This window comes from Streptomyces sp. Y20 (genome assembly GCF_043195475.1).
Taxonomy (GTDB): Bacteria; Actinomycetota; Actinomycetes; order Streptomycetales; family Streptomycetaceae; genus Streptomyces.
In genome coordinates this window covers 210842-236002 of the sequence record NZ_JBIDDP010000010.1, presented here as the reverse complement: position 1 = coordinate 236002, position 25161 = coordinate 210842, and the positions used below count along the sequence as shown (strand labels likewise).

The 25161-nt window shown below is 73.2% G+C and carries 19 protein-coding genes and 1 pseudogene; 9 read left to right on the top strand and 11 right to left on the bottom strand.

Annotated elements, in window-relative coordinates; translation table 11 throughout:
• Positions 1-18: 18 nt before the first annotated feature.
• From ACGFT1_RS25105 to ACGFT1_RS25095, 3 genes are all read right to left on the bottom strand, one after another.
• A complete protein-coding gene (locus tag ACGFT1_RS25105) occupies positions 19-2160 on the bottom strand; it encodes a putative bifunctional diguanylate cyclase/phosphodiesterase (protein WP_373911222.1) in 2142 nt (713 codons plus the stop codon).
• The gene (locus ACGFT1_RS25100; RefSeq protein ID WP_373911221.1) at positions 2157-2969 is read right to left on the bottom strand and encodes an SAM-dependent methyltransferase; all 813 of its coding nucleotides are present in this window, start codon (positions 2967-2969) and stop codon (positions 2157-2159) included. The genes ACGFT1_RS25105 and ACGFT1_RS25100 overlap by 4 nt, the downstream gene beginning before the upstream one ends.
• 301 nt (positions 2970-3270) lie before the next feature.
• The gene (locus tag ACGFT1_RS25095; protein WP_373911220.1) at positions 3271-4236 is read right to left on the bottom strand and encodes an SCO0930 family lipoprotein; all 966 of its coding nucleotides are present in this window, start codon (positions 4234-4236) and stop codon (positions 3271-3273) included.
• A gap of 749 nt (positions 4237-4985) precedes the next feature.
• On the opposite strand from ACGFT1_RS25095, the gene ACGFT1_RS25090 reads away from it, so the two are divergent.
• Entirely contained in the window at positions 4986-5114 is a 129-nt protein-coding gene (locus ACGFT1_RS25090; RefSeq protein WP_373911219.1) for a hypothetical protein, read from the top strand.
• A gap of 34 nt (positions 5115-5148) precedes the next feature.
• Positions 5149-5913: a hypothetical protein gene (locus tag ACGFT1_RS25085; RefSeq protein WP_373911218.1), complete on the top strand. Its 765-nt coding sequence runs from the start codon at positions 5149-5151 to the stop codon at positions 5911-5913.
• A gap of 108 nt (positions 5914-6021) precedes the next feature.
• Here ACGFT1_RS25085 and ACGFT1_RS25080 read toward each other — a convergent pair.
• Positions 6022-6461, bottom strand: a pseudogene (locus ACGFT1_RS25080) (hypothetical protein).
• A gap of 940 nt (positions 6462-7401) precedes the next feature.
• Between ACGFT1_RS25080 and ACGFT1_RS25075 the strand changes: the two are divergent.
• Positions 7402-8073, top strand: coding sequence for a class F sortase (locus ACGFT1_RS25075; RefSeq protein ID WP_373911217.1), 672 nt, complete (start codon positions 7402-7404; stop codon positions 8071-8073).
• A gap of 50 nt (positions 8074-8123) precedes the next feature.
• On the opposite strand, the gene ACGFT1_RS25070 is transcribed toward ACGFT1_RS25075, so the two are convergent.
• Positions 8124-8969: a polysaccharide deacetylase family protein gene (locus tag ACGFT1_RS25070; protein ID WP_373911215.1), complete on the bottom strand. Its 846-nt coding sequence runs from the start codon at positions 8967-8969 to the stop codon at positions 8124-8126.
• Between the two features lie 92 nt (positions 8970-9061).
• Positions 9062-12340 (bottom strand): bifunctional lysylphosphatidylglycerol synthetase/lysine--tRNA ligase LysX, encoded by a 3279-nt coding sequence (gene lysX / locus ACGFT1_RS25065; RefSeq protein ID WP_373911214.1) that lies wholly within the window; start codon positions 12338-12340, stop codon positions 9062-9064.
• A 125-nt stretch (positions 12341-12465) separates the two neighbouring features.
• On the opposite strand from lysX, the gene ACGFT1_RS25060 reads away from it, so the two are divergent.
• Positions 12466-12936 (top strand): universal stress protein, encoded by a 471-nt coding sequence (locus ACGFT1_RS25060; RefSeq protein ID WP_373911213.1) that lies wholly within the window; start codon positions 12466-12468, stop codon positions 12934-12936.
• Between the two features lie 267 nt (positions 12937-13203).
• Complete coding sequence (locus tag ACGFT1_RS25055; protein ID WP_373911212.1) at positions 13204-14628, top strand: amino acid permease; 1425 nt, start codon at positions 13204-13206, stop codon at positions 14626-14628.
• Here ACGFT1_RS25055 and ACGFT1_RS25050 read toward each other — a convergent pair whose 3' ends face one another.
• Complete coding sequence (locus tag ACGFT1_RS25050; protein ID WP_373911211.1) at positions 14629-15783, bottom strand: CapA family protein; 1155 nt, start codon at positions 15781-15783, stop codon at positions 14629-14631.
• A 213-nt stretch (positions 15784-15996) separates the two neighbouring features.
• Between ACGFT1_RS25050 and ACGFT1_RS25045 the strand changes: the two genes are divergently transcribed.
• The 3 genes from ACGFT1_RS25045 (at position 15997) to ACGFT1_RS25035 (ending at position 18020) form a co-directional block, all read left to right on the top strand.
• Positions 15997-16545, top strand: a complete 549-nt coding sequence (locus ACGFT1_RS25045) for a sigma-70 family RNA polymerase sigma factor (protein WP_373911210.1) — start codon at positions 15997-15999, stop codon at positions 16543-16545.
• Positions 16546-16700: 155 nt separating this feature from the next.
• Entirely contained in the window at positions 16701-17216 is a 516-nt protein-coding gene (locus tag ACGFT1_RS25040; RefSeq protein ID WP_373911209.1) for a hypothetical protein, read from the top strand.
• 150 nt (positions 17217-17366) lie between these two features.
• Positions 17367-18020, top strand: a complete 654-nt coding sequence (locus tag ACGFT1_RS25035) for a zf-HC2 domain-containing protein (protein WP_373911208.1) — start codon at positions 17367-17369, stop codon at positions 18018-18020.
• A 468-nt stretch (positions 18021-18488) separates the two neighbouring features.
• On the opposite strand, the gene ACGFT1_RS25030 is transcribed toward ACGFT1_RS25035, so the two are convergent.
• From ACGFT1_RS25030 to ACGFT1_RS25020, 3 genes are all read right to left on the bottom strand, one after another.
• The gene (locus ACGFT1_RS25030) at positions 18489-19352 is read right to left on the bottom strand and encodes an Fpg/Nei family DNA glycosylase (RefSeq protein WP_373911207.1); all 864 of its coding nucleotides are present in this window, start codon (positions 19350-19352) and stop codon (positions 18489-18491) included.
• Positions 19353-19407: 55 nt separating this feature from the next.
• Positions 19408-21474, bottom strand: coding sequence for a SpoIIE family protein phosphatase (locus ACGFT1_RS25025; RefSeq protein ID WP_373911206.1), 2067 nt, complete (start codon positions 21472-21474; stop codon positions 19408-19410).
• 172 nt (positions 21475-21646) lie between these two features.
• The gene (locus ACGFT1_RS25020; RefSeq protein ID WP_373911205.1) at positions 21647-22756 is read right to left on the bottom strand and encodes a DUF6777 domain-containing protein; all 1110 of its coding nucleotides are present in this window, start codon (positions 22754-22756) and stop codon (positions 21647-21649) included.
• A 126-nt stretch (positions 22757-22882) separates the two neighbouring features.
• Between ACGFT1_RS25020 and ACGFT1_RS25015 the strand changes: the two genes are divergently transcribed.
• Complete coding sequence (locus ACGFT1_RS25015; RefSeq protein WP_373911204.1) at positions 22883-24304, top strand: lipase maturation factor family protein; 1422 nt, start codon at positions 22883-22885, stop codon at positions 24302-24304.
• Here ACGFT1_RS25015 and ACGFT1_RS25010 read toward each other — a convergent pair.
• Positions 24292-25131, bottom strand: coding sequence for an amidohydrolase (locus ACGFT1_RS25010; protein ID WP_373911203.1), 840 nt, complete (start codon positions 25129-25131; stop codon positions 24292-24294). The genes ACGFT1_RS25015 and ACGFT1_RS25010 overlap by 13 nt on opposite strands.
• Positions 25132-25161 lie beyond the last annotated feature (30 nt).

The following is a 25161-nucleotide window of genomic DNA, read 5'->3' as shown; positions in this document are numbered from 1 at the left end:
CGGGGCATCCCGGGGCGGTCAGCCTGTCGCGTCCACCAGGGCCAGCTCGTGCAGGCGCTCGGGCGGGCCCGGGCGGGCGTAGTACCAGCCCTGGGCCGTGTCGCAGCCCAGGATCCGCAACTGCTCGGCCTGCGCGCCGGTCTCCACGCCCTCGACCGTGACCGCGAGGTCGAGGCTGTGGGCGAGGGAGACGATGCCCTCGACGATCTTCAGGTCGACGGGATCGGCGGGGAACTGCTGCATGCCCTGGGTGAAGGAGCGGTCCAGCTTGAGGACGCTCACCGGCAGACGGCGCAGGTTGGCCAGGTTGGAGTAGCCGGTGCCGAAGTCGTCCAGGGCGATGTCGACGCCCATCTCGGCGAGCCGGCGCAGTGGTTTGAGCAGGTCGTCGTCGGCACCGATCAGGGCGGACTCGGTGACCTCCAGGCACAGCGCGTCCGGGGTGACGCCCGCGCGCTCCAGGATGTCGACCGTGTCCTGGACCAGCCCGGGATGGGTGAGCTGGCAGGGCGAGAGGTTGACGTTGATGCGCAGCGGGCCGGCGGCCTGTCCGGCGTGGCGCTCACGCCAGGCGCGCGCCTGGCGGATCGACTCCTCCAGCACCCAGCGGCCCAGCGGCACGATCAGACCCGTGTGCTCGGCGAGCGGGATGAACCGGTCGGGGCCGAGGACACCGTGCTGCGGATGGAGCCAGCGCACCAGCGCCTCGGCGCCGCGCACGCTGCCGTCGCCGAGGTGGACCAGGGGCTGGTACTCGATGAAGAACTCGCCGCGTTCCAGGGCGGTCGGCAGGGCCGTGGTGAGGCCGTGCCGGGTGATGGCGCGGGCGTCGGCCTCGGGGTCGGCGAGTTCCGAGCGGTTGCCGCCCGCAGACTTGGCCCGGTACATGGTGATGTCGGCGCTGCGCAGGACCTCCGCCGCGGTGCGTTCGCCCGCCGGGCCCTCGACGATGCCGAGGCTGCCGCGCACCAGCAGGTCGCGGCCGTCGATGCTGACCGGGGTGACCAACGCGTTCATGATGCGCTCGGCGAGTTCGTCGACCTCGTGTTCGGTGCCGGGCCCCGTGGTCAGGGCCACGAACTCGTCGCCGCCGAGCCGGGCGACCATCTCACCGGGCGCGGTGGCGCAGGACTGCAGCCGGTCGGCGACCTCCACCAGCAGCCGGTCGCCGGCCGCGTGGCCGAGGCTGTCGTTGATGGCCTTGAAGCCGTCCAGGTCGAGGTAGCACAGCCCGAAGCGCTGGCCGTCGCCCGCGTTCAGGGCCTTTTCCAGCCGCTCGAAGAACAGGGTGCGGTTGGGCAGGCCGGTGAGGGCGTCGTGGGTGGCCTCGTAGCGCAGCCGGAGATTGAGCAGCCGGCGCTCGGTGGTGTCCTCCATCAGGGCGAGCTGGTACTGCGGGTTGCCGTCGGCGTCGCGCAGCAGGGAGACCGTCAGGTTGGTCCACAGCACGGTGCCGTCGGGGCGGTTGAACGCCTTCTCCATGTGGTAGTGCTCGCGCTCACCGCGCACGAGTTCGTCGTAGAGCCGCCAGGTCTGCGGGGCGTCCTCGGGATGCACCCAGTCCTGGACGCGCCGGCCGCGCAGGGACTGCGGGGAGGCCCCGAACATGCGCAGCAGCGCCTCGTTGACCTGGAGGACGGTGCCGTCGAGAGCGGCGATGCCGATCCCTATGGCGGCGCCCTCGAAGACCGCGCGGAAGCGGGCCTCACTGGCGTGCAGCGCCTGGGCCACGACGCCCTGGGCCCGCAACGCGGCCTGGGCGATGGCCTCCTGTTCGGCGAGGGTGCGTTCCCGCAGGGCCTGGGCGTAGCCGGCGGCCATCGCGTGCTGCAACCGCGAGGAGCGGACGCGCAGTTCGTCCTGGGAGCCGTCCTCGCCGCAGTACAGGACCAGGTAGGCGTCGACGCAGTCCAGGGTGCGGGTGAGCGCCTCGGGGTCGGTGCAGTGCGCCCCGACCAGGGCCGCGCCGACGGCCTTGGCCGCGTCCGCGTCGAAGCCGCGGGCCCGCAGCAGTCCGCTCAACCGGCGGGCCAGCGGCAGGAGCAGCTCCTCGAACTCGGGGCGGGTCAGCGAGGTGGAGGTGACGGGGAAGACCGCCCGGCTCCAGATCGTCGTCAGCCGGCGCAGTCTGTCCTCCGGCCCGTCCGGTTCCGCGGTCACGCCGTACGCCCCACGCCGGCGAATCCGGAGAAGGCGTACGGATCCTCGTCCTCGGGAGCCGAGTCCGGGCGCCAGTGCGGCATCGGCACCAGTCCGGGTTCCACCATGTCGTACCCCTCGAAGAACCGCGCGATCTCCTCGCGCGAGCGCATGATCAGCGGGTTGCGGGTGTCCTTGTACACGCCCACGGCACCCTCGGCCCGGCCGACGGGCACCGGGATTCCCTCGTACGAGGCGTGCGTGAGGATCAGCAGGCTGCCGGGCGCGAGTGCGTCGCGCAACTCGGCCACCGCACCGTACGGGTCGTCCGCGTCTTCCACGAAGTGCAGTATGGCAACGAGGAGGAGGGCCACTGGCCGATTCAGGTCGATCAGCCGCTCCAGCTGGGGAGCCGAGAGGATCTCCTGCGGCTTGCGCAGGTCGGCGGCGACCACGCCGGCGTCGTCGTGGCCCGCCAGGACCGCCTCGCTGTGGGCGACGGCGACCGGGTCGTGGTCGACGTAGACCACGCGGGCGCCCGGCGCGGCGGCCCCGGCCACCTCGTGGACGCTGCCGAACGTCGGGATACCGGAGCCGATGTCGAGGAACTGGGTGATGCCCTGACCGGCCGCGAACCGCACGGCCCGGCGCATGAACGCCCGGTTGGCCTGCATGATCTTCGGCAAGCCCGGCAGGAACTGCATGGCCGCGCGGGCCGCTTCCCGGTCGACCTCGAAGTTGTGCGAACCGCCCAGGTAGTAGTCGTAGATCCGCGAGACGCTCGGCACCGAGATGTCGATGCTCCGTGGGGCCCAGGCGGGACGCTCCATGTATGTCTCCAAGGCGTGGACAGGTGTAGGCGATCCGGTGTTCGAGCTGAGGCTACTGATCGCCCGCCAAAGGAGCGACCTGAAACGGAAATTGACCATCCGTTCCCGGTCACAGCCTGCGGCAAGTGCCCGAATGGATCCGCTGTGTGACGGCCGTACGGCAGCCGCCGGCAGGGCCGTTGCCACGGCCGTCGCCGGTGCCGCGACGCACAGCGGTCCGCCCCCTCCGTGCGGTGCGGAGGGGGCGGACCTTCGGTCGTGGCGCCGGGCCGGGCGGGACGATCGACCCTGGGGAGGTGATCTACTTGCCCGGCGCACCGACCGGCTTGCCGTCGGGCGAGACGGCGTACCAGGTGCCGCCGACGCCCTGACCGTTCGTGTCGCCCGGGGCCTTGTCCCCGGAAAAGGTGTAGATCGGCCAGCAGTTGACCGACATCTGGCGGACGCCGTCGGGGCGGGTGAAGGGCATCAGGCCCTTCTTCTTCACGCCCTCCGTGTCGGTCGCGTTCACCGGGCCGACGGCCGGCCACTTCTCCAGGCAGGCGCCCGTGCAGTTGGAGACGGACTTCGGCCAGGCCTGGTCCTTCAGGAAGCGGTAGACCGTCATGCCGTTCTTGTCCACGACGACGTCACCGAGCTTGGGGTCCTTGCGGACGGACAGGCCCGGCAGGTTCGACACCTTGGCCTTCTTGCCCGTGGGGGCCAGCGCGAACCACTTGCCGCCCACACCCTGGCCGTTGACGTCACCGGAGTTGACGTCCTTGACATAGCGGTAGGCGGGCCAGCCGCCGACGGTGAGCTGCTTGGTGCCGTCGGCGCGGGTGACCTCGCCGAGGAGTGCCTTGTCGATGCCGGCGCCCGCACTGGCGTCGTCGGCGGGGACCGGCGGCCAGGTGGTGGCACAGTCCCCGGCGCAGTTCGAGCTGGGCGGGTTGGCGGTGTCCTTGTCGAACCGGTAGAGGGTGAGACCGGAGCCGTCGGTCAGCACGCTGCCCAGATCGGGGTTGCTGGCCACGGTCAACTTGCCCGCGGGCGCAGCCGCGGTCGGGGAGCTGGAGCTCTGGCTGCCGTCGGCGCCGTACCCGTTGCCCGCGGCGGTCGCGGTCCCGGCGCCCGGGCTGCCGTAGTCACCGGCCGCGGCCGTGGCCCCGACGTTCTGGGCCGCCGCCGCCGGAGCGGCGCTGTTGTCCTGACCGCACGCCGTCGTCAGCGCCAGCACCGAGGCTGCCGTGGCCACCAGTGAGGCGGTCCGCCAGGAGGTCTTCATCCGTAACTCCCCAATATCGCCTGGATATCGCAGCGCCTGCCACGCCGCCGCACGGCCATGGGTACGCGGCACGGGGGCCGCAGCGTTCAACGGCGGCCGGAAATTCTTTCCGGGCCCGCGACGCGACCGGCCCGCCGAAGGGCCGTACAGATGTGCGCATCACACCGGCGGGACTCTTCCCGCCGTCAAACCAGTGAGCGCGCTATGTCCTCCCTTCGGAGCATTGTGGGCGCACAACGGCGCACGGCGGGTTCGCACACCCCATGATCTTCGTCGTGCATGGACTCGAAGCGACCCGATGCGCACCCCCCATGAGGGTGTTGGCTCTGTTGACGCTGACCTGGACCCTGGTGGGCTGCCCGGTCGGCAGCGCGTCGGCCGACGCGTGCGCGTCCGCCTCGACCGGACCGGACGGCACGGTGGCGGTCGCCTACGCCGGCGGCCACGACTGGCCGGACCCGCCCTGCCCCGAACCCCCGCCACCGTGCCCGCCCACACCCACGCCGACGCCCACCCCCACACCGCCTCCGCCTCCACCTCCACCCCCACCGCCCGAGCCGACACCCCCACCCCCGCCGAGACCGACGCCCCGTCCGCGCCCGACGCCGGCACCGCCCAGGCCACGACCGCCCGCACGCCCCGCCGCGGCCCCCGCGCCGGCACCGGCACCCGCCCCGCCACCGCCGCCCCGGCCGAAACCCGTACCCAAGCCGGCGCCCAAGCCCGCCCCACGGCCCCCGGTGACGCCGGTGCACTACCCGGCGTACCACCCGCACCACGTCAGCCACCACGCGCACGGCCACACCACGCCCGTCACCTACGTCCTGCTCATCACCGTCCCCGCGATCGTCGCCGTCGCGGCACTGCGCCCGCGCTGACGCGCCGGCCCCGCTCACCCTGTGGAGGCACCAGTTGTCGGATTGGCTTGTTCTCGTCCTCGCGATGCTGGCGGCCTGCGCCGTGGTGGTCGTCATCACCCTGGTACGGCACCGGACCGCGGCCGAGGACGAGGACCCCAGCGAGACCCCGGACGTCATCGAGTACATGACGATGTGGATCGGCGTCATCTACGCCATCGTCCTGGGCCTGGCCATCGCGGGCGTGTGGGAGGCCCGCAACGCCGCCCAGGACTACGTGCAGTCCGAGGCCCAGGCACTGCACGAGACCTCGGAGCGGGTCCGGGTCTACCCGCCGGACGTCCGTGACGGCATCCGCCGCGACATCGACGCCTACGTCGGCTACGTCGTGCACACGGAGTGGACGGCGATGGCCGACGACGAACAGGTGACCGCCCGCGGCACCGCCCTGCTGCACAAGGTCCGCGCGGACGTCACCGACTACCGGCCGGGGAACGACTTCGAGGCCCAGACCTACCAGCCGCTGCTGGACCAGCTCGCCGCGGCCGACCAGGCGCGCAACGCGCGTGCCGACTCCACCGGGGCCACCATGCCCTCGGTCGTGTGGTGGGGGCTGATCACCGGGGGCCTGATCACGATCGGCATGGTGTTCGCGCTCCAGATCCGCCGGACCGGGCGCGAGCTGGTCCTGGCCGGACTGTTCTCGGCCACCATCGCCTTCATGCTGTTCCTCATCTGGGACCTCGACGCCCCGTACAGCCGGGGCATCGCGGTCACCGCGGAACCGTTCCTCAACCTCTTCCCGAACATCACCGGATAGCGCGACGCGCCTTCGCCCCCGCTCCCGCGAGGGACCGGGGCGAGGGCCTGTCGATGTGCGCCGTGGCCGGCCGCCGGGACGGACCCGTGGCTCGGCGGGCCGGGGGGCTCAGACGCGCTTCTCGTGCCGGCGGCGCAGCCAGAAGGCACCGCCGCCGATCAGGGCCGTTGCCACCAGGCCGCCGCCGATGGCCATGTCGGTGGGTGTCGCGCCGCTGGACCGGCTGCCGCCGATACCGCCCTGCACACCGCCGATCACGGTGAAGGCGGCCGGGCGGGTCAGGGTGCGGCCGTCGCAGCGGACGGTGATGTCGTACCGGCCGGGACGGGCGTCGCGGTCGATGGTGGCCACACCGCGCGCCGTGTCGTCGCGGAACGACGTCAGCGGGGCGGTGCCGAAGGCCCGGGAGGTCATGGTGCCGCCCCGGCAGCCGTTCACGGTGACGGTGAGACGGCCCCCGGCGGCGATGACACCGGGCGTGGCGACGATGTTGCGCGGGCCGAAGTCGCCCCCATGGCCGTTCCCGTTCCCGAAACCGCCGTCACCACGGCCGTTGCCGTTCCCGTTCCCGAAACCGCCGTCCCCACGGCCGTTCCCGTTCCCGAACCCGTTATTGAACCCGTCGCCTCCACGGCCGTTCCCGTTGCCGTTCCCGAAACCGCCGTCCCCACGGCCGTTCCCGTTCCCGAACCCGTTATTGAACCCGTCGCCTCCACGGCCGTTCCCGTTGCCGTTCCCGAAGCCGCCGTCCCCACGGCCGTTCCCGTTCCCGAACCCGTTATTGAACCCGTCGCCTCCATGGCCGTTCCCGTTCCCGAAGCCGCCGTCCCCGCGGCCGTTCCCGTTCCCGTTGCCGAATCCGTTCCCGTTCCCGTTCCCGTTACCGTTACCGAATCCGTTCCCGTTCCCGTTCCCGAATCCGTTGCCGTTACCGAAGCCGCCGTCCCCGCGGCCATTCCCGTTCCCGTTCCCGTTCCCATTGCCGTTCACGTTCCAGTTGCCGGTGCCGGTGCCGGTGCCCGGGACGATGACGGTGGTGTCGGTGCTGCTCGGCCCGCCCCCATTGCCCATGCCGTCCGCGACGGCCACGGGGGCGGCGAGCCCGAGCGCGGCGACCGCGGCGCACGCCGCCGCGAGGGCACGTTGGTTTCGCATGTGATCCTCCGCGGAAGGCGCCCCGGGTCCCGTTCCCGGTGGATCGGCGAGAAAGCACCTCCCGGACCGACCCTCCGACGTGCGGAACACGCCCGCATGTCGAGAATGGTCCGTCCTGGTGAGCCGACACGCCGACAGATATCCACACAATCTGATATTGCCGCAGGTCACGGACCATCAGAGAAATCCTCGGAACGGCAACTCGGATGGCGCACCGGAAAGCCCGCGGGCCACCCGTTCGCCTCCCGCCCCGTCGCCTCCCGCGCGCGCGGGACTTAGCGTTTTCCCATGCGCGAGGGACGTGGTACCGGCAGCGTGGAGAGGGGTTGGCGAATGTCTGCGTCCAGGCTGTCCGAGCTGGCCGAGGAGGAGGAACGGCGCAAGAAGCGCGCACCCTGGGGGGTGATAGCGCTTGTCCTGCTGACCGGCCTGGCCCTCATGCGCAACGGTTCCGGTGAGTTCGACGTCGGCCCTCCGCAGCCGGCGTCCGCGGCGGCCCCGGACACCAGCGCCGCCCCGGACACCTTCGCCGCCGCGCCCGTCACGCTGCCGTTCTCCGCCGCCGACCGGGTCCGGATCCCCGCCATCCAGGTCGACGCGCCGGTCATGCCGGTCGGTCTCGACGCGGACGGCTGGGTGGCCGCGCCGCCGCCGGAGAACCCCGGCACGGCCGGCTGGTTCACCGGCGCGGTGTCCCCCGGCGAGAAGGGCACCGCCGTCGTCGTCGGCCATGTCGACAACAAGCAGGGCCCCGCCGTGTTCTACGGTCTCGGGGCCCTGAAGAAGGGGAACCGCGTCGAGGTCGTACGGCAGGACGGACGGACCGCGGTCTTCGAGGTCTACGGGGTCGAGGTCTTCGAGAAGAACAACTTCCCCGGCGACCGCGTGTACGGCTCCAAGGGGAGGCCGGAACTGCGCGTCATCACCTGCGGCGGCGGTTTCTCCAAGCAGAACGGCTACGACGGCAACGTGGTCGTCTTCGCCCGCCTGGCCTCGGTCGGCTGAACCACCGGGCCCGGCGGGCGACGGGCGTGCGTCCCGCGTCCTCTGGCGTGTCACACGCGCCGGGGGGGCACCGTGAGGTGGTATCCGGAGTCCAGCAGATAGGGCAGGTACTCGCGGATCGCGCGGACACTTTGCGAACGGTCGCCGCCGGCGTCGTGGGAGAGCACGACGACACCGGGAGCGGCACCCTCCACCACCTGGTCGACGATGGTTTCCGTGCCGGGCACCGTCCAGTCGGTGGTGTCCACGGTCCAGGCCATCGGTTCCATGCCCATCTCGGCGCCCAGCTGGAAGGCGGCCCGGTTCCAGGCACCGTAGGGAGCGCGGAACCACTGGGGGCGCTCGCCGTAGGTGTCCTCGATGACGTCGCTGGTGCGTTCCATCTCGGAGCGGATCTCCCTGCGGCCGAGGGTGGTCAGCAGCGGGTGCGTCCAGGTGTGGTTGCCCACGACGTGGCCCTCGTCGGCCATCCGGGCCAGCAGTTCCCTGTTCTCGACGACGCATTCGCCGCACACGAAGAACATGGCCCGGACGCCGTACTTGGCGAGGGTGTCCAGGATGTGCGGGGTGTAGTTCGGGTTGGGGCCGTCGTCGAAGGTCAGCATCATGCGCCGGCCGTGTCCGGAGATCCGCACGAAGGGCTCCTTGCGCACCTTGAGCTTGCGGGGCGCGGCGCGCGGCGGGCCGTATCCGGTGAGCGGCTGGAGCCGGAAGGCGGAGGGCTTGAGCACCTGGCGGGCCTGCGGGCCGGCGACGGGGGCCGCGGCCGTTCCGGCCGACTCGCCGCCGCCTCCCGCCAGCACGGCGCCGACGGCGCCCGCGGCACCCGCGGCGCCCAGAGCGGCGGCGCCTGCGAACAGCATCCGGCGCCGTGTGGGCAACTGATCCTTCTGCATGACTCATCAGTCGCCCCGCCGGGCTCCGGCGCACCCCAACGCCACCGGTGTGGCGGCCGCATTGCACCCGAACAGCCGAACTGACGGTGCGGTCAGCGGTGCCGGACGAGCGGGAAGGGCAGCGTCTCGCGGATGGTCAGGCCGGTGAGGAACATGACGAGCCGGTCGACGCCGAGGCCGAGGCCGCCGGTCGGTGGCATCGCGTACTCCAGGGCCTGGAGGAAGTCCTCGTCCAGTTCCATGGCCTCCGGATCGCCGCCGGCGGCCAGCAGGGACTGCTCGGTGAGCCGGCGGCGCTGTTCGACGGGGTCGGTCAGCTCCGAGTAGGCGGTGCCGAGTTCCGTGCCGAAGGCGACGAGGTCCCAGCGTTCGGCGAGCCGCGGGTCGGTGCGGTGCTGCCGGGTCAGCGGGGAGACGTCGGTCGGGAAGTCCTTGTAGAAGGTGGGCTGCTCGGTGCGGTATTCGACCAGTCGCTCGTACATCTCCAGGACGATGTCACCGGGCCCGTCGTCGGGGGTGTACGGCACCCCGGCGCGGTCGCACAGCCGGTGCAGCCGCAGCAGTTCGGTGCCGGGGCCGATGTCCTCCCCGAGTGCCTCGCAGAGCGCCCCGAACACCGTCTTCACGGGCCACTCCCCGGAGATGTCGTACTCCCTGCCGTCCCTGCGAGCCACCGGGGAGCCGAAGGCGGCGGTCGCGGCGCCCTGGATCAGCTCGCGGGTGAGGTCGAGCATGACGTCGTAGTCGGCGTGGGCCTGATAGGCCTCCAGCATCGTGAACTCGGGGTTGTGCTTGTGGGAGACGCCCTCGTTGCGGAAGGTGCGGCCCAGCTCGAAGACCCTTTCCAGGCCGCCGACGCACAGCCGCTTCAGGTACAGCTCGGGGGCGATGCGCAGGTACAGGTCGAGGTCGTAGGCGTTGATGTGGGTGGTGAAGGGGCGGGCGTTGGCGCCGCCGTGGACCTGCTGGAGCATCGGGGTCTCGACCTCCAGGTAGCCGCGCTCCAGCAGGCCCTGCCGCAGCGCCTGGACGGCGGCGGAGCGGGCGCGGACGACGGCGCGGGCGTCGGGGCTGGTGAGGAGGTCGAGGTAGCGGCGGCGGACCTTGGCCTCGGGGTCGGTGAGGCCGCGCCGTTTGTCGGGCAGCGGGCGCAGGCATTTGCCGGTGAGCCGCCATGTGGTGACGAAGACGGTGGGTTCGCCGCGGTCGCTGGGCCGGGCCTGGCCGGTGGCGGTGATGTGGTCGCCGAGGTCGGCGTCGGCGGTGAAGCGGTCGAGTTCGGGACCCGAGCCGTCGCGGGTGAGCGCGATCTGGTGGTCGCCGGACCAGTCGCGCAGCACGGCGAAGACGATACCTCCGAGGTCCCGGAGCAGCATGACGCGTCCGGCGACGGTGACGTCCGTGCCGGGCGGTACGTCGGCGAGGGCGTGGGTGGGCGCGGCGGTGGCGACCGGGTAGGGGTCGGTGCCGGCGGCGCGCAGCCGGTCGAGTGTGTGGTGCCGGACGCGGACCTGGTCGGGCAGGCCCGCGTCCGGGGTCGCGGGCCCGGCCCGGTCCCCTCCGTCCGGGCCGAGCGCCGTCAGGGACGGCAGCCCCTCGATGGTGGCGGGCCGCTGCCCGGTGTTCGGGTGCCCCTTTCCCCAGAGTTTGCGCAGGGACGGTACGGACACGAATCCCTCGGCGATGCCGGAGGCGAGGCCGATGCGGGCGAGGGAGGCGGTGTCGGCGTAACAGATGAAGCGCGGGTACCACTCGGGGCGGTACTTGGCGTTGGAGCGGTACAGCGCCTCCAGTTGCCACCAGCGGGAGAAGAACAGCAGCAGGCGGCGCCAGAGCCTGAGGACGGGGCCGGCGCCGATCCGGGCGCCTTCCTCGAAGACGGACCGGAAGACGGCGAAGTTCAGGGAGATCCGGCGCACGCCCAGCTTCGGGGCGGCGGCGCACAGTTCGGCGACCATGAACTCCATCACGCCGTTGGGGGCGGTGCGGTCACGGCGCATCAGGTCCAGGGAGACGCCGTCGCGCCCCCAGGGCACGAAGGAGAGCAGGGCGAGGAGCCGGCCGTCGTCGCCGAGGGCCTCCACGAGCAGGCAGTCGCCGTCGGCCGGGTCGCCGAGCCGGTCCAGGGCCATGGAGAAGCCGCGTTCGGTCTCGGTGTCGCGCCAGGCGTCGGCCTTGCGGACGATCTCCACCATCTCCACCGGGGTGAGGACGGCGTGTCGGCGGACCCGGCAGGTGGCGCCGGTACGGCGGACCCGGTTCACGGCCTGCCGGGTGACCCGCATGTCGCGGCCGTCGAGGTCGAAGCCGGGGATGTGCAGGATCGCCTCGTCGCCCAGCTGGAGGGCGCCGAGGCCGGCGCGGGCGTAGGCGCGGGCGCCGTCCTCGGAGGCGCCCATCACGGCGGGCGCCCAGGCGTACCGGCGGGCCAGGTCCAGCCAGGCGGCGATGGCCGGCGGCCAGGCCTCCGGGTCGCCGACGGGGTCGCCGCTGGCCAGGCAGACGCCGGCTTCGACGCGGTAGGTGACGGCGGCCTTGCCGCTGGGCGAGAAGACGACGGCCTTGTCGCGCCGGGTGGCGAAGTAGCCGAGGGAGTCCCGGTCGCCGTACGCGATCAGCAGGGCGCGGATGCGGGCCTCCTCGTCGCCGTGCAGGGCGGCTTCCAGGCGCTGGGAGCGGAACAGGGTGGCCGCCGCGTTGAGCAGCGCGAGGGCGCCGAACAGGCCGAGCGCGAAGGTGACCCGGTGCGGGGGCCGGCCGTCGAAGGAGCTGTTGGCGACCAGCCCGCCGCACACCCGGTCGGCCGCCCAGGCGAGGTGCTGGCTCGCCGGGAGGGTGCCTGGGAACAGCAGCACCAGCCCCCAGCCGAGCAGGATCGCGACGACCAGCCCGGCCAGCAGCACGGCGAGCGCCCGGCGCACGGCACCGCGGCGGGAGGCGGCGTAGAACTCGCGGCGGGCCGACAGCAGCAGCAGGAGCAGCAGCGCGCACAGCACGAGGGAGGGCAGTGACTCGGCGTACAGGCCGACGGCCGCGCCGAGCGCGTCGGTGAGGACGAGCAGCCCGAGGTAGACGACGACCAGCCACCAGGCGACCTTCTTGCGGGCGGCGGTGGCACCGGCCAGCAGGAACAGGAAGACGGCGTACGCCAGGTTGGCGCTGATGGGGACGAGGAGCAGGTCGAGGGCGCGGACGGCCGGGTGGAGCAGGCGGCGCAGGGGCGGGATGAACGCGAGCACGGCGCACAGCAGGCCGAGGGCGGCGAAGAGGGCGCCGAAGGCCTCCGGGACCCAGCCGAGGCGCCCGCCGGCGAGCGGGTGGACCGGGGCGGGGGCGCCCCTTGGTGCGGCGGGCTCCGCGCTGGCAGTCATGGTTCCGACTGTAGGAAGGGGCGGCACGCCCCGCGCGTCGAGCGGCCGGCGCCGTCCGGCGGTGCGGTCCGGGCGCGGGGCCCCGCGTCTCGGTGGGAGGGAATGGTTCCGATAGCCTCACGGCCGTGACGGAACAGCACGAACAGCGCTCGCACCGGTTCGAGCGGGGCACGGACGGGCCGAAGGTCGTCCTGGTCGGCGTGGACGGCTCGGAGTCCTCGATGCGCGCCGCCGCGTACGCGGGCGGACTGGCCCGGCGCCAGCACGCGCTGCTCGCGGTGGTGTACGTGCAGCCGGTGCTCGCGGCCGGCGCGGCGCTGGGGGCGCCGGTGGCGGAGACCACCGACGAGATCGCCGACGATCTGGTGGCGCAGATCCGGGAGGCCGCCGAGCGGCTCAAGGGGATATTCGAGGTGCGTTGGGAGTTCCACACCTTCCGCGGCGACCCTTACAACGGGCTGGTGACCGCGGCCGACGAGCTGAAGGCGGACGCGGTGGTGGTGGGTGCCTCGGAGCAGGCCGGGCACCGGATCGTCGGTTCGGTGGCGGTCCGGCTGGTGAAGGCGGGACGCTGGCCGGTGACGGTCGTACCGTAACCGCGCGGGAGGGGGCCGGCGGGAGGGGGGCGGCGGCCGTCGACGGGCTGGCCTCCCGCCGCACGCCCGCGGGCTGCCGCCGGCCGGTCCGGCACGCGGGCTCCGTTTCGGGAGGTGCGCGGGCTCCGTTTCGGGAGGTGCGCGGGCTCCGTCCGCGGCTGCGAGTGGACTCGGTCCTGGGACGTGCGTGGCGTCTTCCCTGCGGGGCGGCCCTGAGCCATCATGATCCGCCGTCAGCCGTTTGCCGTCGGCGAAGAGGTGAGGCGCATGGACAGGCTCCGCGCGGGTGAGGGCATTCTCCGCCGCAAACCCATCGAGCACATCGAGGACACCGAGGTCACCGAGGGCCCCCGGCTGGAGAGGACGCTCGGGCTGTGGCAGCTCACGGCGATCGGGGTCGGCGGCATCATCGGCGCGGGCATCTTCACCCTCGCCGGTACGGTGGCCAACGGCACGGCCGGGCCGGCCGTGGTGATCTCCTTCCTCATCGCCGGTCTCGCGAGCGCCTGCGCGGCCCTGTCGTACGCCGAGTTCGCCGGGATGATCCCGAAGGCCGGTTCGGCGTACACGTACGGCTACGCGGTGCTGGGTGAGTTCGCCGGCTGGTTCATCGGCTGGGACCTGCTGCTGGAGTACACCGCGATCGTGGCGGTGGTGGCGATCGGCATCTCCGGCTACTTCGGTTTCCTGGTGACGGACATGGGCGCGCAGCTGCCGGCCTGGATGCTGGGCGCGCCCGGCACCGGGCAGGGGCACCGCGTCGACCTGTTCGCGGTGGTGCTGTGCCTGCTCATCGCCTGGCTGCTGAACCTGGGCATGCGCAGCGCGGCCCGCTTCGAGACCTTCGTGGTGGCCCTGAAGGTGCTGGTGGTGCTTCTGGTGATCGGCGTGGGCGTGTTCCACATCGACAGCGGGAACTACCACCCGTTCTTCCCGTACGGCCTCGGCGGCGCGTTCGACGGCGCGGCGCTGGTGTTCTTCGCGGTGTTCGGTTACGACGCGATGTCCACGGCGGCCGAGGAGTCGAAGGACGCGCAGCGGCACATGCCGAGGGCGATCATCTACTCGCTGGCGATCTCGATGGTGCTGTACGTGGCGGCCTGCCTGGTCCTGACGGGCATGCAGAATTACCAGGACATCGACAAGGAGAGCGGCTTCTCCACGGCGTTCAAGTCGGTCGGGCTCGGCGCGCTCGCGGACGTGATCGCGGTGGGCGCGATCATCGGCATCCTCACGGTGATGTTCACGTTCATGCTGGGCGTGACCCGTGTCTGGTTCTCCATGTCCCGGGACGGACTGCTGCCGCGCTGGTTCGCCAAGACACACCCCACCCGGCACGTGCCGACCCGGGTCACCTGGATCGTCGGTGCGGCCTCGGCGGCCATCGCCGGGTTCCTCCCGATCGCCGAGGTGGCCGAACTCACCAACATCGGCATCCTGCTGGCGTTCGTGGTGGTGTGCGCGGCGGTGATCGTGCTGCGCTACCGGCGACCGGAGCTGCCGCGCGCCTTCCGCACCCCGTGGATGCCGTTCCTGCCCGCCCTGGGCATCCTCTTCTCCATCTGGCTGGTCACGCGCCTCCAGTGGCAGACCTGGGTCCGGTTCGTGGTGTGGTTCGTGATCGGCTGCGCGATCTACTTCGGCTACTCCTACCGGCATTCGGCGCTCGCCGCGCGGCGGCCCGCCGAGTGATCACTCGGCCATGACCAGGCCGTCCTGGCCGGCCCCGCGGCTGAGCACCACGTCCCGGATCCGGTCGCGCACCCCTTCGAGATCGGCGCCCTGGGCGACGGCCCGGCCGAGGTCGACGACCCGGCCGGCGTCGAGGTCGTACAGCTGGGGGACGAACTCGGCCTTGGCGACCCGCCAGGCCCCGCCCGGCCGGTCGGGCGGGACGAAGGTGAAGCGGCCGAGTGTGGACTCGTTGCCGCGCGGGTCCTGGGCCCCCTCGCGGTTGTACATCTCGCCGGCGATCTGGTCGCCCATGCCGTAGATCACCCAGGTGCCGTTGACCTTCTCGTACGCCTGTGGGACGTGGGCGTGGGTGCCCAGGATGAGGTCGATGTCGGGGCGCCCGGCGGTGGCGGAGGCGGTGAGCCGCTGGGCGAGGGTGAGCTGGAGCCGGTCGGGTTCGTCCTGCCATTCCGTGCCCCAGTTGACGGACAGGACGACCACGTCGGCGCCGGCCCGCCGGGCGACGCGGGCGTCGGCGATGATCCGGTCCGCGTCGATCAGGTTGACCGCCCAGGGCGCGCCGTGCGGCGGCGGGTTGCCGTTGGTGCCGAGTGTGTACGACAGGTGGGCGACCTTGGCCGGTCCCGCCCGCAGGAGCGTCACCGAGCGGGCCTCGGCCTCGCTGCGGGCGGTTCCGGCGTGCCGCAGGCCGGCCGCGTCCAGGGCGTCCAGGGTGCGGCGGATGCCGGCGGTGCCGTCGTCCAGGGCGTGGTCGGAGGCGGTGGAGCAGCCGTCGTAGCCGGTGGCGGCCAGACCCTTGGCGATCTGCGGCGGGGACCTGAAGGCCGGGTAGCCGCTGTAGGCGCCCTCGACGCCGTAGACGGTCTCGATGTGACACAGCGCCAGGTCGGCGTGGGAGACGAGTGGTGCGACGCCGGAGAGCATCGGGCGGAAGTCGTGGCCGCTGCCGCCGGCGTCGTAGGAGGCCCGCTCGATCACGGAGGTGTGCGGCAGCACGTCCCCGGAGGCGACGAGGGTGAACCCGCGGGCCGCGGCGGGCGCAGGGCGCCCCTGCTGCGAGCCGGAGTCCTGCCGGTTGTGGTTCTGGCAGGCGGCCGCCGCCGTGAGAACGGCGGTCAGGGCCAGGGCCACCTGCTGTCTGCGTCCGATCATCAACTCACCCCAGGTTGTCGTATATACAGACAAGGCCGTGACGGCATATGGGTATGAATCTGACGTGCCGGATAAACGGGCCAGGGGCTCTGATTAGCCCGTCCGGTGCCGGAAGGACCGCTCGTCCGACCGTTCGCCGACCCGATCGACCGTCCGCCGCACGGCCGGGCCCACCCCCTGTCCGCCGGCCGCGCCCTGCGCTGCCATACGGCCATGACGGCCGGAACCTCACTCACCCACGGGACGACGACCGCCGGGGACGAGCTGGCCGCGCTCCAGCGCGAGCACGGCGGTCCCCTGTTCGCCCTGCTGCTCAGGCTCTGCGACGGGGACCGGCAGCGCGCCGAGGACCTCGTCCAGGAGACCCTGGTACGGGCCTGGCAGCATCCCGAGGCACTCCACGCCGACGGCTTCGACTCCGTACGGCCCTGGCTGCTGACCGTCGCGCGGCGGCTCGCCATCGACGCGCGGCGGGCCCGGCGGGCCCGGCCCCGGGAGGTCGGCGACGCGGTTCCCGAGGACGCGCGGGTGACCGCCGACCACGCCGAACGGGCCGCCGCGATGCTCGACGTCCGGGAGGCTGTGAAGACACTCACGCCGGAACACCGTGACGTCCTGGTACTCGTGTACTTCCTCGGGGCCAGTGTGGCGGAAGCGGCGCAGACCCTGGGGATCCCACCCGGTACCGTGAAGTCCCGCGCGTTCTACGCGCTGCGCGCCCTGCGCCGGGTCCTCCCCGGTTACACGGCCGACCTGCGGTGAAACCGAGTGCCGGGCCAAGACTCGGCAAAGCGCCTTGCCGCCGGACCCCCAGCGGGCATGGGCTGTCCTCATCCGCGTTCCGAGCGGGGGCCGGGCCGGGGGGCCGGGCCCGGAGGTCGGGTGGCGCGCACGCACCGGAGGAAGGGCAGGAAGGGATGCAGCACAGAGGTCACGAGAGCAAGGACGGTACCGACGACGGTGAACTGACCGTCCCGATGGCCTGGTTGTACGCCGAGTACATCGCCGACGAGCTGCTGCGCACCGGCGATCTGATGCCGCCGACGTCCTTCGAGTTCCGGGCCGGCCGGGACGCGCTGGCGCTGACCGTGTTCCTGTCCGACACCGACGGCGAACTCTCCGGCATCCGGGTGATCTCCCAGCTGGAGAACTGGCTGTCGCTGACCGCCTACGACCAGCCGTGGCAGGACTGGGTGCGGGCCCGCATGGCCGAGCTGGCCGAGGGGGCGGCCGGCTCCGGCGCCCCCTCCCCCGACCTGGCGCTGGCGGCGGACGCCTGGCGGTGGCTGGAGGAGACCGAGCTGCTCGCGCCGGACCTGGACGCCGTGCCGGGCGGTGGCGCGGTGTCCGGCGAGGACGACGGGCCGAAGGTGTGGACGCCGGCCTGGCGGCTCGGACTGCCCCTCGGGCACCTCGCGATCCACCTGTTCTGAACCGACCGGAATTCACACCAATCCGCGGGCCGTACCGCTCCGAATCCCTGTCCGCGATTCTGCGCGCGGCTTGAGTGATTCGGCGGTGGGCTGCGTACGGGTGGGAGCAAGGAGTAACCCCACCCGCACCCATAGGCACGAGGATTCGGCATGAGGTCCCTGGAAAGGCATCGCGACGTCGGCGCGTACGCGCTCGGCGTGCTGGACGAGGCGGAGGCCTTCCGCTTCGAGGACCACCTCATGGAGTGCCCCCGGTGCGCGGCACAGGTGACCGGGTTCGGGCCCACGGCCCGGCAGCTGATGCTGTACCGGCGGGCCACACCGCGCTTCGTGCACCCCATGACGCGGCCCGGCCCGCGGCTGCTGGATCGGCTGCTGGGCGAGCTGGCGCAGCGGCGGCGGGCGCGGCGCCGCCGGCTGCTGTACGGCCTGGCCGCCTCGGTGGCGCTGGCCGTGGCCGGCCCGGGGATCGTGGCCTTCGCCGGCCACGCGGAGCCGGCCGCGCACGTCATGGCGGCGACCGATCCGGACACCGGGGTGTGGGCGCGGGTCACCTCGGCGGACGCGGACTGGGGCAGCGATCTGCGGCTGGAGATCAGGGACGGCTCGGGGCGGCACACCTGCCGGCTGGTCGCGGTCGGCCGCGACGGCACCGAACAGGTCGTCGCCGGCTGGACCAGCCCCGCCGACGGCAGCCGCCCCACCCGCGCGATGGGCGCCGCCGCGCTGCACCCGGGCCAGATCGCCCGGTACGAGGTCCGCACGGACGACGGCAAGCGGCTGGTCACCGTCGACGCCCCGTAAGGGCACCGGGCCCCGGCCGACGGCCCGAGCGGGTCCGGCGGGGCGCGGCGGCCAGCCGGGCAGGGGCGGCCGGGACTGGCAGGAGCGGCGGGGCAGCAGGGGGCTCGAAAGGCCCGGGCAGGGGCAGCGCGGGCCAGCAGGAGGCCGGGGCCGGCAGGAGCGGGACCAGCACGGTCCGGGCCCGCTTCGGCAGCCGGTCCGGGCTCGCTTCGGCGACTGGCCGGGACCCGCTTCGGTGGCTGGCCCGGGCTCGGTTTCGCGCTTCAGGAGTGGGGCCGCCAAGGCCGGACAGGGGCGCGCGGGCCGGCAGGGGGCTGGCAAGGTCGGCAAGGGCGCGTCAGGGTCGGCACGGGCGGGGCCGGCACGGTCCGGGCTCGCTCCGGTGGCCGGTGCGGGCTCAGGTCCGGTGGCCCGTGCGGGCTCAGGTCCGGTGGCCGGTGCGGGCTCAGGTCCGCGGTGGGGCGGGGGTCACTTCAGGAGTCTGGACAGGCGGCGGTCGGCGAGGGGTTTGCCGCCCGTCTGGCAGGTGGGGCAGTACTGGAGCGAGGAGTCGCTGAAGGACACCTCGCGGATGGTGTCGCCGCACACCGGGCAGGCTTCGCCCGTGCGGCCGTGCACGCGCAGGCCGCTCCTCTTCTCCGACTTCAGGCGCCCGGCGGCCACACCGCGGGAGCGCTCGACCGCCTCGGTGAGCGTGCCGCGCAGGGCCTCGTACAGCCGGTGGGTCTCCTCCGGAGTGAGGGACGCGGCGAGCTTGAACGGGGACATCCTCGCGGCGTGCAGGACCTCGTCGCTGTAGGCGTTGCCGACGCCGGCGATCAGCGACTGGTCGCGCAGGGCACCCTTCAGCTGACGCCGTTCGTCCCCCAGCAGCGCCGCGAACCGGTCCTCGTCGAAGTCGTCGGCGAGCGGGTCCGGGCCGAGGCGGGCGATGCCCTCCACCTCCCGCGGGTCGCGGACGACGTACACGGCGAGTCGCTTCTGGGTACCGGCCTCGGTGAGGTCGAAGCCCTCACCCGTCTCCAGCGCCACGCGCAGCGCGAGCGGACCCTTGCCGGGCTTCGGCGGGCCGTCCGGCAGCCGGTCCCGCCAGTGCAGCCAGCCGGCGCGGGCCAGATGGGTGACCAGGTGCAGCCCGGTGTCCGTCCCGATGTCCAGGAACTTGCCGTGCCGCCGCACGGCCGTCACCTCGGCGCCCTCGACGGCGGTGACCGCAGGGTCGTACGTCTTCAGGACGCTGACGGCGACCGGCAGCACCCGCACCACCCGCAGGCCGACCAGGTGCTCGGTGAGGAAGTCCGTCAGCGCTTCTACCTCGGGCAGTTCCGGCATACGTCCAGAGTGCCATCCGGTGCCGACAACGCCCTGCGCTGCGCCGGGCCGGCCGCTACGGCATCCGGAACTCGCACCACACCGCCTTGCCGCCGCCGCGCGCCTCCACCCCCCACACGTCGGCGAGCCGGTCCACCAGGAGCAGACCGCGGCCGGAGACGCCCTGCTCCCCCGCCTCCCGGCGGCGCGGCAGGGCGCTGGAGGAGTCCTCGACCTCGATGCGCACCCTGCGGTCGCTGCCGTCCAGGGCCCGCAGGGTGACGATCGCGGAGCCCTCGGTGTGCATCAGCGCGTTGGTGATCAGCTCGTCGGCGACCAGTTCGATCTCGTCGGCGCGGTCACGGGCGCCCCAGGCGCGGACCGCGGCCCGGATCATGTGCCGCGCCTGCATGAGGGCCTCCGCGTCGCCGGGCGCCACATGCTGCCGGAGCCGGCCGCGGGCGCGGGCGGCCTCGGGGGCGCGGCGGCGCAGCAGGAGCAGGGCCACGTCGTCGTCGCCGCCCTGCTCCTCGGCCAGCCGGATCAGCCGGTCGGCGAGGTCGCGCACCTCGTCCGGGCCGTTCCCGATGAGCGTGGCGAGGCCGCGCATGCTGTCGTCGAGATCGGTGCCGGGCTGTTCGACGAGTCCGTCGGTGCACAGCAGCAGGGTGTGCCCGGGGTCCAGTTCGAGGGTGGAGACGGGGTACTCAAGCCGCCCGAACTCGGCGGACAGGCCGAGCGGCAGCCCGCCCTCGACGGGGACCCGGCCGCAGGTGCCGTCGTTGCGCCGGACCAGCGGGTCGATGTGTCCGGCGCGGACCATCTGGACGACGCCGGTGGCCAGGTCGGCCTCGGCGTACAGGCAGGTGGCGAAGCGGTCGGTGTCGAGTTCGTGGAGGAAGACGGAGGCGCGGGCCATCACGGTGGGCGGGGTGTGGCCCTCGGCGGCGTAGGCGCGCAGTACGATCCGCAGCTGGCCCATGACGGCGGCGGCGTGCGTGTCGTGGCCCTGGACGTCACCGATGACCGCGCCGACCCGGCCTCCGGGCAGCGGGATGACGTCGTACCAGTCGCCGCCGATGTCCCGGCCGAGGGCGGCCGAGCGGTAGCGGACGGCGATGTCGGCGCCGCGGACGCGGGGGATGGTGCGGGGCAGCATGGCCTGCTGGAGGCCCTGGGCGAGGTCCTTCTCCTGCTCGTAGAGCCTGGCCCGCATGAGGCTCTGCGCGATGCTGCTGCCGAGCGCGACGAGGACGGCGCGCTCCTCGGTGGAGAAGCCCCGCCGGTCGTCGTAGAGCAGGCCCATGGCGCCGATCGGCCGGGCCTGGGCGATCAGGGGCAGGTAGGCGGCCGAGGTGATGTGCAGGTCGGTGAGGTGCGGCCAGAGGATCGGGTAGTCCTCGGCGAACTCCTCCGGGGACTCGATGAACCGGGGGGTGAGCGTGCGGACGACCTCGCTCATCGGGTACGGCTCGTCGACGCGGGTGACACGGGTGCCGGGGACGAAGCTGCCCGCGGGGCCCTCGGCGACCAACCGGATACGGCCGGCCTCCACCAGGCCCATCACCAGGCTGGCCGCGCCGAGGTGGCGTACGCCGTGGGTGTCCTTGAGGACGTCGATGACGTCCTGGACGCTGCGGGCGTGGGCGAGGGCGGCGGAGATGACCTGGACGACTCCGGTCTGCTGCCGGAAGGCCTCGTCCTGGGCGGCACGGTGGCTGCGGGCCTCACTGTCGGCGAGTTCCTCGGTGGCGTCCCGGACGATGCCGACGACTCGGCGGGGGCGGCCCGAGTCGTCACGCCGGATGTAGCCCTGGGTGTGCGTCCAGCGCATGGAGCCGTCGCGGCAGCGGATGCGGAAGTAGGCGCCGTAGTTCTCGCTGCCGTCCTTGATGGCCCGGGAGACCACCGCGTCGAGCCGGGCGGCCTCCGGCGGCGGCACCCGGACTGCCAGGGTCTCCGGACGGCCGTCGTACTCCTCGGGCAGCAGGTCGAACACCTCGAAGGCCTGGGCGTCCATGTGGAAAAGACCGGCGTCCAGGTCCCAGTCGAAGCTGCCCATGCGGTTGAGCGCCAGGATCGGGTCCGGGTGGGCGGGCCAGTCCTGCGGGAGTGACAGGGCGCTCGCTCCCCGATCAGCCATGGGGCCACCTTGCCAGCATTTGTCCGATTCTTCGACTGCGGTCCAGGTCCGGGTCCAGCCACCGGGCACCGCGGCCGGACCGCTGCCGCCACCGCGACCGCCGCCGGGGCGGTGATGATCGGGGGGCACGGGAGGTGCGCCGACCGGGGCGCGGGAGGTACGCCTACCGGGTTCAGGCGCCGCCGTCCGGCGGGCCGGTGGCGGCGGGTCCGCTCCTGGCCGGCCCGGAGCGCCCTGTGGAGGGCGGCGCGGCGGGAGCGGGGCCGGTGCGCGGGAGACCTGCCGGGGCGGGGCCGGTGGGCGCGGGGCCCGACGGAAGCGGACCGCCGGTGGGCGCGAGGCCGTTGCGGTCCGGGCCGGGCCCGGGGCGGGCGGTCGCCGGTGGGGGTGGGGGTGGGGACACGACCCGGTCCCGGCCGACGTCCTGGCCGGTCCGCCGTTCTATCCAGACGCGGGCGTCGACGTCGACGATCGTGAGGGTGGTCACGGCCCTGGGTGCCGGGGTCACCGCGATCACCTGGTTCGGCCGGTACCCGGTCCAGGCGGCACCACGGGCGTCCACGCCGTCGTGGGCCGCCGTGGGCGCCTTCAGCGGGTTGCCGCAGGCGCAGCGCACCCGGGGCATACCGCGGTCGTCGACCAGGACGGCGGTGCCGGCCTGGAGCACGGCCTGGTATCCGGCCGCCCGCCGGTCGCGGTAGGCGTGACTGGTGACCCGGGTGTCCCGGCGCAGCGTGACCGGGGTCAGGCCACGCAGATAGCCGGGGAGGGCCGGCACGGGGACGCCCACCGCGTGGGCGAAGGCGTGCGCCTTGACCCGGTCCGCCGTGAGCGAGCCGATGTGCCGCTCGACGTCGCAGCCGGCGACGTGCGGGCTGCCCCGGTACAGGCCGGGGGTCGCCCCTGACAGGCTGTGCGCCGGGGGCAGCGGGGCCCAGGGCCGCCCGCCGCTCGGCAGGGCGGACGGGGTCGGTACGGAAGGGTGCGGGGAGGGCGCGGACGGGGGCGGCATCGTGGTCCCGGCCCGGTCCGGTGCCGGGCCCGTGGTGCCGGCGGCCAGGGGGTCGTCGCGGGCGGCGGGGCCGGAAGCGGTGCCGGGGGCAGTGGGCCCGGTCCCGGACCCCGTGTCGGTGAAGGGCTCGGGGCCGCGTTCGCCGGCGGCCTGGAGGAAGACCGCCTCGCCCACCCGGTCCTCCTTGACGCCGGTGCCCGCGCAGCCCGCGGCGAGGAGCGCGGCCGGGAGCACGCAGGCCGTGACGATGGATCGGGAAGGTATCCGCACCGTGCGCTCCGCATCACTCCGGGTAGTTCCTCCCTATTGTTGGCATTGCCCGTGTTGGGCTGGCAACTCGGGGAAGGTCATCTGAGAGCGGTGCCGATGTCGCCGCACGGGAGGGCGCGCACGACCGTGGACTGGTTCTCCGCACCCGGCTACTGGCTGAGCCGGCTGGTCCTCCAGCGGGCTCTGGCCGCCGTGTACCTGGTCGCGTTCCTGACGGCGGCCCTCCAGTTCCGGGCCCTGCTGGGAGAGCGCGGCATGCTGCCGATCCCCCGCTTCACGGCCCGGGTCCGGTTCCGGCGCGCCCCGAGCCTGTTCCAGCTGCACTACTCCGACCGGTTCTTCGCGGCCTGCGCGTGGGCGGGCTGCGCGGTGTCGGCGGCTCTGTTCGCCGGGGCGGACTCCGCGCTGCCGCTGTGGGCGGGGATCCTGCTGTGGCTGGTGCCGTGGGCGCTGTACCTGTCGATCGTCAACGTGGGCCAGACGTGGTACGCGTTCGGCTGGGAGTCGCTGCTGCTGGAGACGGGTTTCCTGGCCGCGTTCCTCGGCAACGGCGAGGTGGCGCCGCCCGTCGTCGTGCTGTTCCTGCTGCGCTGGATCCTGTTCCGGGTGGAGTTCGGCGCCGGGCTGATCAAGCTGCGCGGCGACGCGTGCTGGCGGGATCTGACCTGCCTGTACTACCACCACGAGACCCAGCCGATGCCGGGCCCGCTGAGCTGGTTCTTCCACCGACTGCCGGGGCCCCTGCACCGGGCGGAGGCGGCCGCCAACCACGTCACCCAACTGGTCGTGCCGTTTCTGCTCTTCGCCCCGCAGCCGGTCGCCTCGGGCGCGGCGGCCCTGATGGTCGTCACGCAGCTGTGGCTGGTGCTCTCCGGCAACTTCGCCTGGCTGAACTGGATCACCATCGTGCTGGCCCTGTCCGCGCTGCGGCTGCCGGGGTCCGTGCCGTCCGTGGGGCCGGCACCGCTGTGGTACGAGGTGCTCGTGCTCGCGATCGCCGCGCTGCTGTTGTTCCTGAGCCACCGCCCGGTGGTGAACATGGTCTCCCGCCGCCAGGTCATGAACCGCTCGTTCGACCCGCTGCACCTGGTGAACACGTACGGGGCGTTCGGCAGTGTCAGCCGGGTCCGCTACGAGGTGGTGGTGGAGGGGACGCTGGACGGCAGCCCGCGCGAGGACTCGGACTGGCGGGAGTACGCGTTCCGGGGCAAGCCCGGCGATCCGCGGCGCTGGCCGCGCCAGTTCGCCCCCTACCATCTGCGGCTGGACTGGCTGATGTGGTTCGCGGCGCTGTCGCCCGGCTACGCCGGGGAGTGGTTCGGCGGCCTGGTGGAACGGCTGCTGGAGAACGACCGTGACACGCTGAGGCTGCTCCGCCGCTCCCCGTTCCCGCCGGACACCCCGCCCCGCTACGTCCGGGCCCGGCTGTTCCGGTACCGCTACACGAGCCCGCGGGAGTGGCGGGAGACGGGGGCGTGCTGGGAGCGGACGTACGTGCGGGAGTACCTGCCGCCCACGCGGCTGGCCGGGGCGGTTCACAGGCCGTAGACGCGCCGCGCGGTGCCCTCGAAGAGCGCCGTGCGCTCCGCCTCCTCCAGATCCGCGGTCAACTCGCGGGCGAGGTGGTGCACTTCGCCGTACGACATCACGAGCGTGCACACCGGCCAGTCCGAGCCGTACATGAGCCGGCCGGGGCCGAAGGCGTCCAGGGCCGTGTCGGTGTACGGGCGCAGCGCGGCCGGGGTCCGGGCGACCGGGCCGGCCTCGGTGACCAGGCCGGAGAGTTTGGCCACCGTGTTGGGCAGCGCGGCGAGGGCGCGCAGGTCAGCCGCCCACCCCTCGTGGCCCCCGGAGGCGATGGGCGGCTTGCCCAGATGGTCGAGGACGAAGGTGAGCCGGGGCACGGCAGCCGCCGCCCGGACGCAGGCCGGGAGCTGGTGGGGCAGGACCACGAGGTCGTGGACCAGGCCTGCGTCGGCCACGGCGGCCAGGCCGCGCCGGACGTCGGGGCGCAGCAGCCACCCGGGGTCGGGTTCGTTCTGGACCTGGTGCCGGACGCCCCTGAGACAGGCGCCGCCCGGGAGGGCGCGCAACCGGGCCAGTTCGTCGGCGATGTCGGGGCGGGTGAGGTCGGTCCAGCCGACGACCCCGGCGATCAGCTCGTGCCGGTCGGCGAGGGCGAGGAGTTCGGGGGTCTCCTCGGGCACGGTGACCGTCTGGACGAGGACGGTACGGTCGACGCCGGCGGCCCGCGCCTCGGGTGCGAGGTCGGCTATGCCGAAGTTCCGCCGCAGCGGCCGGAGTCCGGGGCCGTGGAGCCACTCCTGGTCGCGGACGGACAGGTCCCAGACGTGGTGGTGCGCGTCGACGGTCACGGCGGCTCCCGGAGGTCGGACGGTTACGGG